14 protein-coding genes and 1 pseudogene are annotated in these 16758 nt (G+C 69.6%); 10 read left to right on the top strand and 5 right to left on the bottom strand.

Annotated elements, in window-relative coordinates:
• The first annotated feature begins 13 nt into the window (after positions 1–13).
• Both IEY14_RS13650 and acs read left to right on the top strand, forming a co-directional pair.
• Complete coding sequence (locus IEY14_RS13650; protein WP_188909375.1) at positions 14–1108, top strand: AI-2E family transporter; 1095 nt, start codon at positions 14–16, stop codon at positions 1106–1108.
• Positions 1109–1201: 93 nt separating this feature from the next.
• Positions 1202–3169 carry an acetate--CoA ligase gene (acs, locus tag IEY14_RS13645; RefSeq protein WP_188909374.1) on the top strand — a complete coding sequence of 656 codons (1968 nt, stop codon included), beginning with the start codon at positions 1202–1204 and terminating at the stop codon, positions 3167–3169.
• 287 nt (positions 3170–3456) lie between these two features.
• On the opposite strand, the gene IEY14_RS13640 is transcribed toward acs, so the two are convergent.
• A complete protein-coding gene (locus tag IEY14_RS13640) occupies positions 3457–4560 on the bottom strand; it encodes a helix-turn-helix domain-containing protein (protein ID WP_188909372.1) in 1104 nt (367 codons plus the stop codon).
• Between the two features lie 147 nt (positions 4561–4707).
• Between IEY14_RS13640 and IEY14_RS13635 the strand changes: the two genes are divergently transcribed.
• Together IEY14_RS13635 and IEY14_RS26155 are read left to right on the top strand one after the other, a co-directional pair.
• On the top strand, positions 4708–5733 hold the full coding sequence (locus tag IEY14_RS13635) for an alpha/beta hydrolase family protein (RefSeq protein WP_188909370.1): 1026 nt from the start codon (positions 4708–4710) through the stop codon (positions 5731–5733).
• 317 nt (positions 5734–6050) lie between these two features.
• Complete coding sequence (locus IEY14_RS26155; protein ID WP_188909368.1) at positions 6051–8036, top strand: calcium-binding protein; 1986 nt, start codon at positions 6051–6053, stop codon at positions 8034–8036.
• 53 nt (positions 8037–8089) lie between these two features.
• Here IEY14_RS26155 and IEY14_RS13625 read toward each other — a convergent pair.
• A pseudogene (locus tag IEY14_RS13625) lies at positions 8090–8413 on the bottom strand (S41 family peptidase); the annotation flags it as partial.
• 42 nt (positions 8414–8455) lie between these two features.
• On the bottom strand, positions 8456–9130 hold the full coding sequence (locus IEY14_RS13620; RefSeq protein WP_188909366.1) for a S41 family peptidase: 675 nt from the start codon (positions 9128–9130) through the stop codon (positions 8456–8458).
• A 298-nt stretch (positions 9131–9428) separates the two neighbouring features.
• On the opposite strand from IEY14_RS13620, the gene IEY14_RS13615 reads away from it, so the two are divergent.
• The gene (locus IEY14_RS13615) at positions 9429–10043 is read left to right on the top strand and encodes a Uma2 family endonuclease (RefSeq protein WP_188909364.1); all 615 of its coding nucleotides are present in this window, start codon (positions 9429–9431) and stop codon (positions 10041–10043) included.
• A gap of 335 nt (positions 10044–10378) precedes the next feature.
• Complete coding sequence (gene tolA, locus IEY14_RS13610) at positions 10379–11044, top strand: cell envelope integrity protein TolA (protein ID WP_188909362.1); 666 nt, start codon at positions 10379–10381, stop codon at positions 11042–11044.
• 4 nt (positions 11045–11048) lie between these two features.
• On the opposite strand, the gene IEY14_RS26150 is transcribed toward tolA, so the two are convergent.
• On the bottom strand, positions 11049–11558 hold the full coding sequence (locus tag IEY14_RS26150) for a thermonuclease family protein (RefSeq protein ID WP_188909360.1): 510 nt from the start codon (positions 11556–11558) through the stop codon (positions 11049–11051).
• Between the two features lie 363 nt (positions 11559–11921).
• Entirely contained in the window at positions 11922–12125 is a 204-nt protein-coding gene (locus IEY14_RS13600) for a DUF1674 domain-containing protein (RefSeq protein WP_244639480.1), read from the bottom strand.
• 91 nt (positions 12126–12216) lie between these two features.
• Here IEY14_RS13600 and IEY14_RS13595 point away from each other — a divergent pair, with 91 nt between their 5' ends.
• The 4 genes from IEY14_RS13595 (at position 12217) to IEY14_RS13580 (ending at position 16650) form a co-directional block, all read left to right on the top strand.
• Positions 12217–13461, top strand: a complete 1245-nt coding sequence (locus IEY14_RS13595) for an AGE family epimerase/isomerase (RefSeq protein WP_188909358.1) — start codon at positions 12217–12219, stop codon at positions 13459–13461.
• Between the two features lie 69 nt (positions 13462–13530).
• A complete protein-coding gene (gene htpX / locus IEY14_RS13590) occupies positions 13531–14508 on the top strand; it encodes a zinc metalloprotease HtpX (RefSeq protein WP_188909357.1) in 978 nt (325 codons plus the stop codon).
• Positions 14505–15872, top strand: coding sequence for an RsmB/NOP family class I SAM-dependent RNA methyltransferase (locus tag IEY14_RS13585; protein ID WP_188909356.1), 1368 nt, complete (start codon positions 14505–14507; stop codon positions 15870–15872). The genes htpX and IEY14_RS13585 overlap by 4 nt, the downstream gene beginning before the upstream one ends.
• Positions 15873–15885: 13 nt before the next feature.
• Positions 15886–16650: an NADPH-dependent F420 reductase gene (locus IEY14_RS13580; RefSeq protein WP_280515049.1), complete on the top strand. Its 765-nt coding sequence runs from the start codon at positions 15886–15888 to the stop codon at positions 16648–16650.
• Positions 16651–16758 lie beyond the last annotated feature (108 nt).

The following is a 16758-nucleotide window of genomic DNA, read 5'->3' as shown; positions in this document are numbered from 1 at the left end:
GGAAGGCGCGTCCTTGTCCCTCGAAGTCCCGCTCCCTTCCCGGCCCGATCCCGCGCGGACGGAGGACGCCCGGCGCAAGCGCCTCGCGCTCGACACCGTCCTCGTCACCGGCATCGTGCTCGCCATGCTGGTTCTGGCGCTCGTCGTCTATGCCGCCGCGCCCGCCTTCCTCATCGTCTTCGCCAGCCTCCTCGTCGCCGCGATCTTCTGCGGCATCGCGCGTCTGCCGCAACGGCTCGGCCTGCCGCGTGGCGTCGCGCTGCTTCTCGTCTATCTCCTGGTCTTCGCGGCGCTTCTCGCCCCGCTCGCCTGGGGCGGCGTCAGCCTGGCGCAGCAGTTCAACGATCTTCTCGCGGCGGTGCGCCAGCAGGCGGAAGGCGTGCTGCGGACCCTGTCGCAATCGGGCCTGCCGCTCGGCGACGAGAAGACGCTCGGCGATCTCCAGCAGTTCCTGCCCAATCCTTCCGGCGTCTTCTCCTCGGCGGGCCGGGCGGTGCTCGGCGCGCTGGGCGGCCTCGGCAATCTCTTCGTCGTCCTTTTCCTCGCGATCTTCATCTCCTGGCAGCCCGGCCTCTATCGCGACGGCCTCGTCTCGCTCCTGCCGAAGACCAAGCGGGCGCGCGTCGCCGAGGTGCTCGGCAAGAGCGCCCATTCGCTGATCATGTGGGTGGCGGGCGACGCGATCTCGATGGCGACGATCTTCGCCGTGTCCTGGATCGGCCTCGCGCTGATCGGCATCAACAACGCCTTCCTGCTCGCGCTTCAGGCCGGCCTTCTCGCCTTCGTGCCGACCATCGGGCCCTTCGTCGCGGGCGTCGTCATCGTGCTGGCGGGTCTCGCGCAGGGGCCGCAGATGGCTCTGTGGGCGCTCGGCGTCTATCTCCTCATCCAGGGCGTCGAGAGCAATGTCGCCCAGCCCATCGCCCAGCGCATGACCTCGGCCCTGCCGCCGGCCCTGACGCTCAGCGTCCAGATCGTCTTCGGCATTCTCTTCGGGCTTCTCGGCTTCGTCCTCGCGGTGCCGATGGTGGCCGTCATCGTGACCCTGGTCCGCGAACTCTATATCGACGACGTCCTCGGCGGACCGGTGGAGGAAAAGGTGGGCTGATCCCCCGCCGCTCCGTCTGGACCACCGGCTGGAGCGGTTCTAGAAGGTGATACGAAGCCGGCTCGGGAATCCGGCGACAGGGGAGGTGGCAGGATGGCCGAGACGATCGCGGTCAAGGATGCGTGGGCGGCGGGCGCCTCGCTGAGCGATGCGGACTATCGCGCCTGGTACGAGGAGAGCGTGACCGATCCGGAAGGCTTCTGGGGCCGCCATGCCGGCCGTCTCGACTGGGTGACGCCCTTCACCAAGGTGAAGAACACTTCCTTCGCGCCCGGCAACGTCTCGATCAAATGGTTCGAGGACGGCGTCCTCAACGCCTCCGCCAACTGCCTCGACCGGCATGCCGCTAAGGATGGCGGGCGCACCGCCATCATCTTCGAGGGCGACGATCCGGGCGAATCGCGCCGCATCTCCTATGCGGAGGTCCTGGAGGAGGTCTGCCGCATGGCGAACGTCCTGAAGGCGGAGGGCGTGAGGAAGGGCGACCGCGTCACGATCTATCTGCCGATGATCCCGGAAGCGGCCTATGCGATGCTGGCCTGCGCCCGGATCGGCGCCGTCCATTCCGTCGTCTTCGGCGGCTTCTCGCCGGATTCGCTCGCCGGGCGCCTCGTCGATGCCACCTCCGGCTTCGTGATCACCGCCGACGAGGGCGTGCGCGGCGGACGCAAGGTGCCGCTGAAGGCCAATGTCGACAAGGCGATCGCCATCGCCGAAAAGGGCGGCCAGAAGGTCGGCAAGGTGCTGATGGTGCGCCGCACCGGCGGAGACGTCGCCGTCGAGCCGGGCCGCGATCTCTGGTGGCACGAGCGGCGCGAGGCGGTGGCCCCGACCTGCGCGCCGGAGCCGATGGGCGCCGAGGACCCACTCTTCATCCTCTACACCTCCGGCTCGACCGGCAAGCCGAAGGGCGTGCTGCACACGACCGGCGGCTATCTCCTCTATGCCGCGATGACCCATGCCCATGTCTTCGACTACCGGCCGGGCGAGGTCTATTGGTGCACGGCCGATGTCGGCTGGGTGACGGGCCACAGCTATATCGTCTATGGCCCGCTCGCCAACGGCGCGACGACGCTGATGTTCGAGGGCGTACCGACCTATCCAGATGCCGGCCGGCTGTGGCAGGTGGTCGACAAGCATCAGGTGAACATCTTCTACACCGCCCCGACCGCGATCCGCGCGCTGATGGGCGCGGGCGACGAGCCGGTGACGCGCGCCTCGCGCCGCTCGCTGCGCGTGCTCGGCACGGTGGGCGAGCCGATCAACCCGGAAGCCTGGCTCTGGTACTATCGCGTCGTCGGCGAGGAGCGCTGCCCGATCGTCGACACCTGGTGGCAGACGGAGACCGGCGGCATCCTGATCACGCCGCTGCCGGGCGCGACGGCGCTGAAGCCCGGCTCCGCGACGCGGCCCTTCTTCGGCGTCAGGCCGGAACTGGTCGATGGCGAGGGCAAGCCGCTGGACGGCGCCGCCGAGGGCAATCTCTGCATCGCCGATTCCTGGCCGGGCCAGATGCGCACGGTCTACGGCGATCACGAGCGCTTCGAGCAGACCTATTTCTCGACCTACAAGGGCAAGTACTTCACCGGCGACGGGGCGCGGCGCGACGGCGACGGCTATTGGTGGATCACCGGCCGCGTCGACGACGTCCTGAACGTCTCCGGCCACCGCATGGGCACGGCCGAGATCGAATCCGCCCTCGTCTCGCATCCGAAGGTCTCGGAAGCGGCCGTCGTCGGCTATCCGCACGACGTGAAGGGGCAGGGCATCTATTGCTACGTCACGCTGATGAAGGGCGAGGAGGGCACGGAGGAGCTGCGGCGCGAGCTGGTGCTGCATGTGCGCGGCGAGATCGGCCCCTTCGCGGCGCCGGACAAGATCCAGTTCGCCCCCGGCCTGCCGAAGACGCGCTCCGGCAAGATCATGCGCCGCATCCTGCGCAAGATCGCCGAGGACGAGCCGGGCGCGCTCGGCGACACTTCGACGCTGGCCGAGCCGGCGGTGGTCGAGGATCTCGTGGCGAACCGCCAGAACAAGCGCAAGGAGGGCGCCGCCGCCTGAGCGGGGCGGAACGGAAGCTGGCGCGAACCTGTCGTTTTTTTCGACAGCCCTCTTGTCCTGCCCGTTTTATCACCCCATACTCTTCTCGTGTTCAACGTAATGGAAGGAGGTGATCCAATGTCGAGTGATTTCCTGATGCCGGTTGGATCTGAGTATCCCGGTGTTTCGACGGAGCAGTCTCCTTCCAACGCCTAAGGATATGTCGATCCGGGGACGGTTCGTCTGATCCCGGCAACTCGGACAATCACGGGGCCGCTTCTGCGCAGGCAGAAGCGGCCTTTTGATTTCTATGTTTCTTCTTTCGCCGGCGCCTCGTGCCGGATCAGCGGCAAGAATGTCGCTGGGCCGGCCTCGTCCGCCGCCATGGTTCGGCGCAGCGCGAGCCAGGCGCTCGGCGAGGCGCCGGTGACGCGCGCGAATTCCCGGTTGAAGTTCGATTTCGTGTTGAAGCCGCTTTCCAGCATCGCGGCCGTCACGCCGTGCCCGGCGCCGAGGAGATGGCAGGCCCGGCGAATGCGGTGGCCATTCACATGGCGCGAGACGTTGTCGCCGGTCACCCGGTTGATCGCCGCCGAAAGCGCCTTGGCCGGCACGCCCAGCCGGCGCGCCAGACGGGCGAGCGTCAGATCGGGATCGAGAAACAGGGCGTGATCGGCGAGGAGCGCGTCGAGCCGGGCGACGAGCGCGATCTCGTCCGGCGAGGGCGGCTCGCGCTCGAGCCTCGTCGCGTCCGCCGCCGCCACGGCGGCTCGTGGCCCGCCCTCCTCGTTCGGTTCCGGCGGCGCGAGTTCGGGCGACAGGCTGAGACCGCCGATCGCGAGCAGCGCCAGCGAGGAGGTGCCGCTGACGATGAAGGGCCGCAGCCAGCCCGCGCCGAAGAGGAAGGCGGCCGCGATGGCGAGGTCGCTGACGGCGGACAGAAGAAGCGCCGCCGCGATCGCCCGCCAGATCCAGCGCGGCCAGTCCCCGGCTTCGAGCCGGGCCATGGGCAGGCCGTCGCCATTCCTCCGCAGGCTGCGCAGGATCGCGATGCCATAGGCGAGGAACAACCCGGGAACGACGAGATCGAGAAGGACCGGGGCGGCGAGCGTCACCGCGAGCGTCACGAGCGGGGCCGCCAGATGCGGGACATCACGATCGAAGCGGAAGGGACGGAGGCTGGTCGCGCCGAAGGCGAGAAAGGCGAGCGGCGGCAGGAAACTCGCCGTGACGGGCCGGAGGGCCGCGAGCAAAGGCAGCCGCAATTCGAGCGCGACGACGAAGCCTTGGAGGATGCAGGCGAGGATCAGCGCCAGGACCGGCCAGGCCCAGCGCCCGCCGCGCAGGATGCGATGCAGCAGCATATAGGCGAGGGCGAGGGAGACGACGAGCGAGATCGGCAGGGCGAACATCGGAAAGCCTTGGAACGTCGCCCCTCATAGCCCTCGAACGGGTTCGGCTTCGACCTGGAACCGGTTCGAGGACGCGAAAATCCGCGCCTTCCCATGGGGTCGGACCGGCCGGCCGCTTCCGGGCCGGTCGTTTCACGGACCCTTTCGATGCCGAAGCTCTTCCTGTCGCTCCTCTCCCTCCTGGCGCTCGCCGTCCTTGCCCGGGTCGCCATCGCCGAGCCGCTGGCCGGCTACGACCGCTTCACCGTGCCGGCGCCGCATCGCGCCGGCCTCGTCGCCGCCTCGCTCTGGTATCCGGCCGGCACGCCCACCTATCGCGGCCTCGTCGGCGACAATCCGGTCTTCCAGGGCACGGAGGCGATGATCGGCGCCGGGATCGCGCCCGGCCGGCACCCGCTCGTCCTTCTGTCGCACGGCTCCGGCGGCAACATGGACGGTCTCGGCTGGCTGTCGTCGCGCCTCGCGGCGCGGGGCGCGATCGTCCTCGCCGTCAACCATCCGGGCAGCACCTCCGGCGATTCCTCGCCGCGCCGCTCGCTCGAATTCGGGGACAGGGCGCGGGATCTGTCGCGGGCCCTCGACACGCTCCTTGCCAATCCGGCCTTCTCGCCCTTCATCGACCCATCCCGCATTACCGCGCTCGGCTTCTCGCTCGGCGGCGTGACGGCGCTGAACCTTGCCGGCGCCCGGTTCGACCCCGCGCTCTATCGCGACTATTGCGCCCGGAACGCCGACCAGGGCGACTGCGTGTTCTTCGCCAAGGGCGGCGTCGATTTCGCGCATCTGCCGGAGGATTTCGCGGCGGATGCGCGCGACCCGCGCGTGACGAGCCTCGTCGCCATCGATCCCGGCGCCACGCATGCGCTGACGACGGCCAGCCTCGCCGCGATGACGCTGCCGACCCTTTTCGTCAATCTCGGCGGAGCGGAGCGCTGGAAGAGCATCGACGTCTCGGCCGCCGGCAGCGATCTCGTCCATCGCCTGCCGCAGGCGCGCTATGTCGTGGTCGAGCCGGCGATCCATTTCACCATGCTCGGGCTCTGCAAGCCGGAGGCCCACGATCTTCTCCTTGCCGAGCATGACGATCCGGTCTGCGACGATCCGGCGGGGGCTGACCGGGCGAAGGCCCATGCCAAGATCGCCGAGGCGGTCCTCGCCTTTCTTGGTCTCTGACGGCGCGCCGCCGGCCCGTTTCGCGACGGGCCGGCGGCCACGGCAGTCGGGCCGGTTCGGGCCGCATTCCGTAGAGATTTTCGTGTCCACCCATCGAGGCGCGGAACAGGTCGGTGCATCATGCCTAGTATTCATGATGAACGAACGTTAAACGCCGTTCGATCCCCCATTTACTTTACGAAACGTAAAGCCGACGGCAAAGGTTCATCCATGGCCGCTTCGATGAGGCCGGGGGATAGTCTTCGATGGAACGGACGAGGATCCGCACTATCGAATAAAATATTAGACATAAGAAAAGAACGATTGGGGGAAACGACATGACCACTTTCACGACCACCTCGCCGACCTCGCAGGGCGCGCTGCCGACCGGCGTCACCGAAATCGGCGGCGTCGTCCTCGACCTCGTGGGCCTCAACGGCGTGCGCATCGTCAGCCAGCTTTCGGCGGCGAGCCTCTACAACGGCTATAGCGTCGCGAACACGACGATCGGCACCCAGACCGGCTTCAGCGACACGACCCTCGCGGCGCTGGGCGGCGGTCTGAAGGAAGCGGCCGTGCGCATCACCCTCTACGACGGCGACACCGCCGCCGGCAATTTCGACTTCCATCAGAACAGGCTGACGCTCAACGGCGTCGACTTCGGCGACTTCAGCGACGTCCAGACCCAGATCACGACCAATGACGGCAAGACGAGCTCGGCGACGCAGAACGGCTTTCCCAACGACCGGCTGGCGACCGGCTGGTTCGCCTCCAGCGACAGCGCCCTGCTCAAGCAGTTCTACGACTCGCTGGTGAGCCACAAGGCCGTCGCCTTCGCGCTCACCGATGTCGATCCGACCGACAACCTCCTCGACTTCACCCGCGGCGTCGCCGGCAGCCTCGTCGATATCGGCAAGCCGCCCGTACCGGTGAACCAGGCGCCGGTGATCGAGCACCACAGCCTGTCGCCGGTGCTCGGCGCCTGCGACACCCATGCGACGATCGGCGCCGACGACCTGCACGCCACCGATGCCGAGGGCGCCGCGCTCACCTATACGATCACCGGCGCGTCCATCGGCACGCTCCTCGTCAACGGCGACATCGCCGGCGTCGGCACCAGCTTCACCCAGGCCGATATCGATGCCGGCCGCGTGACGCTCTTCGGCGGCGCGGTCCTGCCGGGCAGCGCGGTGGCGACGCCGAACGGCGCGATCTCCGGCGCCGGCATCAGCTTCGCCGACAGCTTCCACTTCTCGGTCTCGGACGGCGTCAACAAGGTGGCCGGCACGTTCGACGCCGCCTATGCCGGCTATGACAGCGTGCAGACCAGCGCCCAGTGGGGCGGCTATTGGGGCGGCAGCGGCAAGGACTTCATGCTCGGCACCGACGGCGCCGACACCATGTCCGGCGGCGAGGGCTGCGACACGCTGATCGGCAATGGCGGCGACGACAATCTCAACGGCCAGGGCGGCAACAACCGCATCTTCGGCGGCGAGGGCCGCGACACGCTGACCGGCGACAATGGCGACGATCTCCTCGACGGCGGCAATGGCGACGACCAGCTGCATGCCAATGGCGGCAACAACACGCTGTTCGGTGGGGCGGGCAACGACCGCATCACCGCCGGCGAGGGCAACGATCTCGCCTTCGGCGGCGACGGCGACGACCAGATCGACGTCAATGGCGGCAACAACCGGGTGAATGGCGGGGCGGGCAACGACCGCATCACCACCGGCAACGGCAACGACACGATCGTGGCCGGCGCGGGCGACGACGTGGTCTATGCCAATGGCGGCAGCAACAAGATCCAGCTCGGCGGCATTTCCGGCGCGGTCTCGGACGGCAACGACCAGTTCTGGACCGGCAACGGCGCCGATAAGTTCGCCCTCTTCCTCGACGATCGCGACGGCAAGGCCGCCGGCTTCGGCCACGACACGATCAACGGCTTCCGCATCGCCGAGGGCGACCAGCTTCTCGCCTTCAACCCGGCCAAGGGCTTCTGGGACGACAAGGCCAATCTCGCCTCGCTGGCCGATAGCGGCTTCGTCTCCGGCGCGCGCTCGGCCGATGGCGGCGACCTGACGCTGACCTTCGCCAAGGGCCAGGCGGCGGAATCCTCGGTCACGCTGAAATGGTTCTTCTGGGACAACGGCCAGTTCCTGACCGACGGCGAGCGCCAGACCGGCTTCGGCCAGTCGATCGCCACCGACAAACTGGTCGGTATCCTGGAAGACGTCATCCAGGACGGCGGCACGGTCGGCGTTTCCGGCACGGACTTCGTCGCCAAGGGCCTGAACTACGTGGCGGGCGACTTCCACCTCTGAGCCTTCGGTCCGCAGATGAAAGGGGCCGTCCCGGCAGCGCCGGGGCGGCCCTTTCAGCATGGCGGCCCGGAGGCCGCGATCCAGGCGAGAGCATGCCGGAGAACCGGATCGCGGCCCTCGCGAATATCCTCGGCGGTCGGCGAAAGGGTCTCGTCCGGTTCGAGGCCGACGCCTTCGAAGGCCGCGCCGTCCGGCCGGAACTGGCGCTTGGCGCCGACCCGGAAGCGCAGGCCGTCGCCGAGATCCATGTGATAGGGCTGGCCGCTGCTGGCGGCCGTCGCCTCGCCGAAGAGCCGCGCCCGGCCATTGTCCCGGAACGGCACGATGAAATCCTCGGCCGCCGAAAAGGTGCCGCCGTCCTGCAGGATCGCCAGCGGCCCGGCGAAGGCGTCCGGCGCCGGTTCGTGCCAGGCGGCCGGCTAGCCGAGGCGGGCGGCAAGGCCGCCCTGCGCCCGGTCCAGCGCCACATGCATCGGCGTCTCCTCCCGCCAGAAGCGATAGGGGCGGGGCATCAGCGCTCTGACCAGCGCTTGCGGCGTGTCGCCACCGCCATTGCCGCGCAGATCGAGAACGAGCGCGCAGTCCGCCGGCAGGTCCCGCACCAGACGCAAGGCGGCGGCCTCGTCCTCCGGCCGCTCGAAGCCGGGCAGGCGCAGGAGAAAGACCTTATCCCTCTCCAGCCAGCGGCCCGCCGGTTCGAGGCCCGTCTCCAGCGCCGCGACGCCGCGCGTGACGACGGCTTCGCCGCCCCCGGCGAAGGCAAGATGGAAGCGCTCCGGCAGAAGGATGGGCCGGGCGAAGAGCATCCGGGACTTCGTCCGCGCATGGGATGCGGCGATGAAGGGCGCGGCCTCGGCGAGCACGTCGTCGAGCGGCCGCCCGTCCAGCGTTTCCAGCACGGTGCCGGGCGGCAGCGCGGCATGGGCGGAGGCGGTGACGACCCAGCCTTCGGCGAGGCGCCGCGCCCGGAACCCGCAGGGCGCCCCGCGCAGCCGCCAGAGTTCGGCGTCGAAGAAATCCGTATGGCCGTTGCCGAGGCCGGCGAGAAGGCGCATCGTCGCGAGGCTGAAGGCGAAGCGGCCGGGCGCCGCCAAGGCCGCGTCGAGATAGGCGCGGAACGTTTCCGGCCAGTCGAAGCCGGGCAGGGCGTCCCAATGGGCGAAATTCGCCTCGGCCGTGGCGAAGATGCGCCGCGACGAAGGCGCGCCGCGCGACCGGCAGGTCGTCCATGCCTCTTTCCTTCAATCGCGCTCCCGCCAGCCGATAGGCCGGCCGCCTTGCGTCACCACCCGGTTCCAAAAGGCGCCACGATTCGCGTCGGAGGCAAGGTCCTCCGATCCTGGAGCGAGATCGACGGCATGTGATAGTCTGGCTCGGCGACGGGAGTGCCCCATGAAAGTTCCTGAACAGGCGAGAGTGTCGGCCGAGACGTTTCTGGAATGGATCGTCGATCAGGACGGTCGCTTCGAGCTGGTCGGCGGCCATGTCGTCGAGATGATGGCCGGGGCCAAGCAGGGGCACAATGTCGTCGTGAGCAATATCGTCATGGCCCTCGGACCGCAGGCCAAGCGCGGCGGCTGCCGGACGACGTCCAGCGACACGGCCGTGCAGACGGGCAGGGACGCCATCCGCTTTCCGGACGTCGTCGTCGATTGCGGGCCGCCCGATCCGTCGGCCCTGGTGGCGGCAAGCCCGACCCTCGTGATCGAGGTCTCCTCACCCGGGACGAGCCAGATCGACACGACCGACAAGCTGGACGAATATCAGCGGCACGCGACGATCCGGCTCATCCTGTTCGCAGAGCCCGACACAGTCTCGGTGAAGCTCTATCGGCGGAACATAGCCGGCGACTGGACGGCCGAACGATATGACGACCTCGAAGACGCGATCGATCTGCCGGAGATCGGAGCGGTCCTGTCGCTGCGGGATGTCTACGACACACTCTCGCCGCGTCAGAGACCCCGCCTGCAACTGATCGAAATGCCGAGCCGGCCGAAGGAAGGCTGATCGCCCCTTCGATCGCCGCATGCCATGCCGGCGGCGAATCCAGGCTCTTCCGGTCGATGGCGCTCCGGCCAGCCGATAGGGCGCGCGGCGCCTCGACTGGCGGGTCGAGCGTGCCGCAGGCGTCGCCGACGGAGACGGACAGGGACCTTCCGTTCCACGGGTTCGCGGCCCGCCTTCCGCCGCTCTCGCCGACGCGACGCTTTCACGAAGCCTGCGTCGGCGGATGCGCTCATCCTCGAAGTCCTTGACGCAGGGCGCCGGAGCCCTGTTTCAAGCACAATGCGGAAGCGCGCTTCCGTTCCGGCATTGTTTTCGCTCAGACGGAGCTCGCCTCGATGCGATCCGCCCTTCTTGCCCCCTTGGCGCTCGCGCTCGGCCTTCTTCCCAGCCTGGCGGGCGCCCAGGTGCCGGACTTCCCGCCGATCAACGACGGCCCGCCCTCCGGCTCGCCGCAGATGGACCCGGTCGAGACGGCGCCGGCGCCGGTGACGGCCGCGCCGGTCGACACGACCACGGCCACCACCCTGCCGCCGCCGCCGCCGGAACCCGGCGCGCCGCCCCCCGTCGCCAGCGGCTTGCCGCCGATCGACATCGACCGGATCATGGACCGGGTGAAGACCTGCTGGACGGCGATCCCGAAGACCTACGGCACGCCGGCCCAGGGCGGCTTCGCCCGGATCCGCCTGAAGCTTCAGTCCGACGGGCTTCTGGACGGCAAGCCGATGATCATCGACAAGCCGCTCGGACCGATCGGGGCGAAATTCGCCGAAAGCGCCGCCGGCGCCATCGAGCGCTGCCAGCCCTATCGCCTTCCCCCGGATCGCTATGCCGAATGGCGGCTGATCGAAATGCGCTTCGACACGATCGACCCCGAAAATCCGCCGCCGGCGCCTCCGCCGCCCCCGCCGGCCGGCGACGGCACGCTGGACGGCCTGCCGCCCGCCGCGACGCCGGCGCCCGGCACCGCCCTGCCGCCGGCGGATGGCGGCCTGCCGCAATAGGTCCTCAGCCGCGCTCCCCGGCCGGGGCGGCGCGATCCTCGCCGCCCGCGCACCAGTCGCGCCGCGCCTCGCCGCGATAGGGCGCGACGAGCCCTTCCGCCAGAAGACGGCGCGCGACGTCCGGCACCTCCGGCGCGGCGACGCTCGCCAGGACCCGGCCGAAATACTTGTCGCCGGCAATGGCGGTGAGCTGCACCTCGCCGCTGCCGATAAGAACCGTCAGCCGCTCGCGCGCCACTTCCGCCGCCGCCCGCTCGGCCGGGCAGCGGCCCTTCAGTTCCGGCGCGTCGATGCCGCGCAGCCGCACCGCCGTCCGCACCACCTGCTGCGGCCAGATCACCGCCTCCACCTCCACCGTGTCGCCGTCCCGCACCTTCAGGACGCGCGCGGCGACCGGCCCGGCCACGGTCGAGGCTTCGCTCGCGGCCGAAGCACAGGTGTCGCCCGATCCGAGAATGGCGAGAAGCGCCAGCAGCGGAGCAAGGATGAAACGGGCATGCGGCCCGTTGGACATGGAGGGCTCCGACGAGGATTGGAACTGGTGTAAGGAATATATTCTTATATCATGAGGCGGCAATCCCTTGCCGCGTCGCTTTCCATGGCTGGGATGCGAAGGCTTCCGAAGGTCATTCGCTGTGACGGTCGGCATCGCGACGGTGGCAGGAATGGCGAACCGCAACGCTGCGTGATCTCCCCTTCGAGGGAGAGATCAGGTCAGTCGCGGACGGTGGTGCCCGGCATCGCGGCGAAAGCTTAAGAGACGAGACCTCGACGCTAGGATTTCTCCTGAAAGAGATGAGCGCCAGCCCGAGGAGCGCGAACGAAAGCGGTCTGCCTTCGCCCTCATCCCAAACGACCGCCGACCGGCCGCCTGTCCTCAGAAGTCCGAGATGATGCCGTTCTTTTCCCAGTCGCCGAAGCGTGTCGGCTCCGGTCCGGCGCGGCCGTGGATTTCCGTCGGGCGTTCGGGCGCGGCGGCGGCGCGGCGGCGCGCCTCGGCTTCGGCGAGAGCCCGTTCGGCGGCCGGCGAGAGGACACGCGCCGGTTCTTGCGGCGCGCCGGCCTCGGTCTTCCCGGGCATTTGGTCGATCTCGTCACGCATGGCACTGGACATCGGCGCTCCGACGCGGAATTGCAAGCGGGACAGGCGCCGCAATCGGGAGAATCAGCACATGACGACGGCCAGCACGGAACCCTCCTTCCGCCAGAGCGCGGGGCATCGCCGCCATCTGGCCGAACTCGCCGACCGGCTCTTCGGCCTGTTCGAGACCGAAAGCCTCGATCCGGCCGGCGGCTTCTTCGCGCTCGACGCGGAGGGGCGCGCGGTGACGGGCGCGGCGGGCTGGCCGCGCGGCATTCACGAGGTGACGCGCATCGTCCACTGCTTCGCCATCGGCGAAAAGCTCGGCCGCCCGGCGGCGCGGCGCTTCGTCGAGCATGGGCTCGACTTCATCGAGACGCGGCATCGCGATCGCGAGGCGGGCGGCTGGTTCTGGAGCGTCGGCGAGACCGGCCCGGCCGACGCCACCAAGCAGGCCTATGGCCATGCCTTCGTCATGCTGGCCGCCGCGGGCGCCACCGTCTGCGGCCATGAAGCCGGTCCCCGCCTCCTCGCCGATGTCGATGCCGTGATCGACGCCCATTTCTGGGAGGAGGACTGGGGCGCGGTGATCGACGGCTTCGAGCGCGACTGGACGCCGCTCGGCCCCTATCGCGGCCAGAACGCCAACATGCACCTGACCGAGGCGCTGATGGCCGCCTTCGAGGCCAGCGGCAACCCGAAATTCCTGGAGCGCGCCGAGCGCATCGCCGGGCTCATCATCGAGCGCCATGCCGCCGGCCTCGCCTGGCGGGTGGCCGAGCATTTCAACGCCGACTGGACGCTCGACCGCGACTTCGCCGGCGACCGCATGTTCCGCCCGCCGGCGATGACGCCCGGCCATTGGCTGGAATGGGCGCGGCTCCTGCTCCAGCTCTGGATCGCCGGCGGCAAGCGGCACGACTGGATGGCGGAGGGCGCGGAGAAGCTCTTCGCCAACGCGGTGCGCTGGGGCTGGGACGAGACCCATGGCGGCTTCTTCTACACGACCGACTTCGAGAACAATCCGGCGATGCGCGAGAAGCTCTGGTGGCCGACGGCCGAGGCCATGGCGGCGGCGCATTTCCTGGCCGAGCACCGGCCGAGCGCCTTTCACGAGGAATGGTATCGCCGCTCCTTCGAGTTCATCGACCGGCACTTCATCGACCATCGCCATGGCGGCTGGCGGCCGGAACTCTCCGAGGATCTGCGGCCGCAGGCCGAGCTCTTCCACGGCGTGCCGGACATCTACCACTCGCTGCAGGCGCTCCTGATCCCGCTCTTCCCGGCGACCGGCAGCCTGACGCAGGTGGCCAGGCCCCTCGGCGACGCGCGTTGAACGGGCGGGGCGCGCATCCCATTTCACGTGAAACATCGTCCTCACGCGAAGAAGGATCAGGCCCGCCCCATGAATAGAATGAAGACGGCCATGCTGATCGCGGTGATGACCGCGCTCTTCATGGGACTGGGTTATCTCGTCGGCGGCACCGGCGGCATGGCCATCGCCTTCGTGGTGGCGGCGGCCATGAACCTCTTCTCCTACTGGAACGCCGACAAGCTGGTGCTGCGCATGCACCATGCGGTGGAGGTGGACCAGCATTCGGCGCCGGAATATTACGGCATCGTCGCCGGTCTCGCGCAGCGCGCCGGCCTGCCGATGCCGCGCGTCTACGTGATCCAGGAGGACCAGCCGAACGCCTTCGCCACCGGCCGCAATCCCGAGAACGCCGCCGTCGCCGCGACGACCGGCCTTCTGGAACGCATGACGCCGGAAGAGGTCGCCGGGGTCATGGCGCATGAGCTCGCCCATGTGCAGAACCGCGACACGCTGATCATGACGATCACCGCGACGCTGGCCGGCGCGATCTCCATGCTCGGCAATTTCGCCTTCTTCATGGGCGGCAACCGCGAGAACAACAATCCGCTCGGCGCGGTCGGCCTCATCCTCGGCATCATCGTGGCGCCGATCGCGGCGATGATCGTGCAGATGGCGATCAGCCGCACGCGCGAATATTCCGCCGACCGGCGCGGCGCCGAGATCTGCGGCAATCCGCGCTGGCTGGCCTCGGCCCTCGCCAAGCTCGCCCAGGCCGCCGGCCGTACCGTCAATTACGATGCCGAGCGCAATCCGGCGACCGCGCATATGTTCATCGTCAATCCTCTTTCCGGCCAGCGCATGGACAATCTGTTCTCGACCCATCCCGACACGCAGAACCGGATCGAGGCGCTGCTGGCGCTGGAGGGCGGCCACCTCGCCGCCGCGCCGCGCCACGCGCCGGAGCCGGTGGCCTATGAAAGCGGCGCGGAGCAGGCCGGGCCGTGGGCGCGCGGTCTCGACCGCAACCGCCGCCCGGACGCGGCGCCGCGCCGCGGGCCCTGGGGTTGAGCGCCGCCTCGAAGAAGGGCGCCCGCCGTCCCGCGCCGGCGCCCGCCGCGCCCGATCGGCCGGGCCTCGCCGCCCGGCTCGTCGCGGCGCGCCTGCTCGGCGCCGTGGTCGAGACGCGGACCTCGCTCGACGGCCTCACCGATCCGAAGGGCGGGCATCCGGGCTTCCGCGCGCTGGAGCCGCGCGACCAGGGGCTGGTGAAGGCGATCCTCCTCTCGGCCCTGCGCCATCGCGGCACGCTGGAACGCGTTCTCGCCGAGCGGCTGGAGCATCCGCTGCCGGAGGGCGCGCGCAGCCTGCGCCATCTTCTCCATGTCGCGGCGGCGCAGATCCTGTTTCTCGACGTGCCGGATTCGGCCGCCGTCGATCTCGGCGTCGCGGCGGCGGATGGCGATCCGCGCAACCGCCGCTTCAAGGGCCTCGTCAACGCGCTGCTGCGCCGGCTCGCCCGCGAGAAGGCGGCGATCGCCCCCCTGGCGGGCGAGACGCTGCCCGGCTGGCTGCGCGAACGCTTGGTCGCATCCTATGGCGTGCCCGCGACCGAGGCGATCGCGCTCGCCCATCTGGCGCCCGCCCCGATCGACCTCACGGTGAAGAGCGACCCGGAAGGTTGGGCCGCGCGGCTCGGCGGCCGGGCGCTTCCCACCGGCACGGTGCGCCTTGCGGCGCTCGACGGGCCGCTGACCGACCTTCCCGGCTTCGCGGAGGGCGAATGGTGGGTGCAGGACGCCGCCGCCGCCCTGCCGGCCCGGCTCTTCGGCCCGTTGCGCGGCCGGCGCGCCCTCGATCTCTGCGCCGCGCCCGGCGGCAAGACGGCGCAGCTGGCCGAGGCCGGCGCGGCGGTGACCGCGCTCGACCAGAGCGAGACGCGCATGCGGCGCCTGCGGGACAATCTCACCCGGCTCGGATTGCAGGCCGAAACGCTGGTCGCCGATGCCGCGAGCTTCGCGCCGGACGCGCCCTTCGACGCGGTGCTCCTCGACGCCCCTTGTTCCTCGACCGGCACGATCCGCCGCCATCCCGACGTCGCCTTCACCAAGGACGCGGCCGAGGTGGAAAAGCTCGCCCGCGTCCAGGCGCGGCTCCTCGCCCATGCGGCGAAGCTGGTGGCGCCCGGCGGCACGCTCGTCTTCTCCAACTGCTCGCTCGACCCCGCCGAGGGCGAGGCGGTGGTGGAGGCCTTCCTGGCGGAAGAGCCGGACTTCCACCTCGATCCGGTGCGGCCGGAGGAACTGCCGGGGCTCGGCGAGGCGATCGACGCGCAGGGCCGGCTGCGCACGCTGCCCTCGATGCTGGCCGATCCCGAACCGCGCCTTTCCGGGCTCGACGGTTTCTTCGCCGCGCGGCTGATCCGCCGGGGCTGACGCTGCGTTCGCAATTTCAACCTTTCTTGAGCGGGCTTCGGCCTTAGCTTCTCCGTTTCGTGACGAGACGGAGGAGACCGGCATGAAGATCGGCATCATCGGAGCCGGCAATATCGGGGGCACGCTGGCCAGGCGCCTGGCGAGCCTCGGCCATCAGGTGACCATCGCCAATTCGCGCGAGCCGGAGACCCTGGCGGAATTCGCCCGCGACAGCGGCGCGCGGGCCGGAACGCCGGTTCAGGCCGCCCGGGCCGGCGAAGTGGTGATCGTCACCATCCCGCTGCGCAACGTGCCGAACCTGCCCGCCGATCTCTTCGCCCGCGTGCCGGAGAGCACCGTGGTGATCGACACCAACAACTACTATCCCCGCCATCGCGACGGGCGCATCGCCGAGATCGAGGACGGTCTGCCGGAAAGCCGCTGGGTCGAGCGCCAGCTCGGCCGGCCGGTGGTGAAGGCCTTCAACAATATCGCCGCCGCCCATCTGATGGAGCGCGGCAAGCCGAAGGGCGCGCCCGGCCGCATCGCCCTGCCGGTGGCGGGCGACGATCCGCGCGCCAAGGGCGTGGTGATGGATCTCGTGGAACAGCTCGGCTTCGACGCGGTGGATGCCGGCACGCTGGACGAGTCCTGGCGTCAGCAGCCGGCGACGCCCGTCTATGGCACCGATCTCGATGCGGCCGGCGCCCGCCGGGCGCTGGCCGAGGCCTCGGCCGAGCGCGGCGCCGACTGGCGCGCGACGGATCGCAGCCCCGGCACGCTCGCCAACCCCGCCTGACACCATCGCGCCTTCGCAGCGATCCGCTCACCTTTCCGCCTCGTCATCCCGGCCTTGAGCCGGGATCCATTCCAAGGCGGTAACGATGCGGAAGGAGATTTGTCTGCG

It is taken from the genome of Aureimonas endophytica (genome assembly GCF_014642635.1).
GTDB classification, from domain to species: Bacteria; Pseudomonadota; Alphaproteobacteria; order Rhizobiales; family Rhizobiaceae; genus Plantimonas; species Plantimonas endophytica.
The sequence above is the reverse complement of the archived record's forward strand: the minus strand, read 5'-3'. Positions and strand labels throughout refer to the sequence as shown.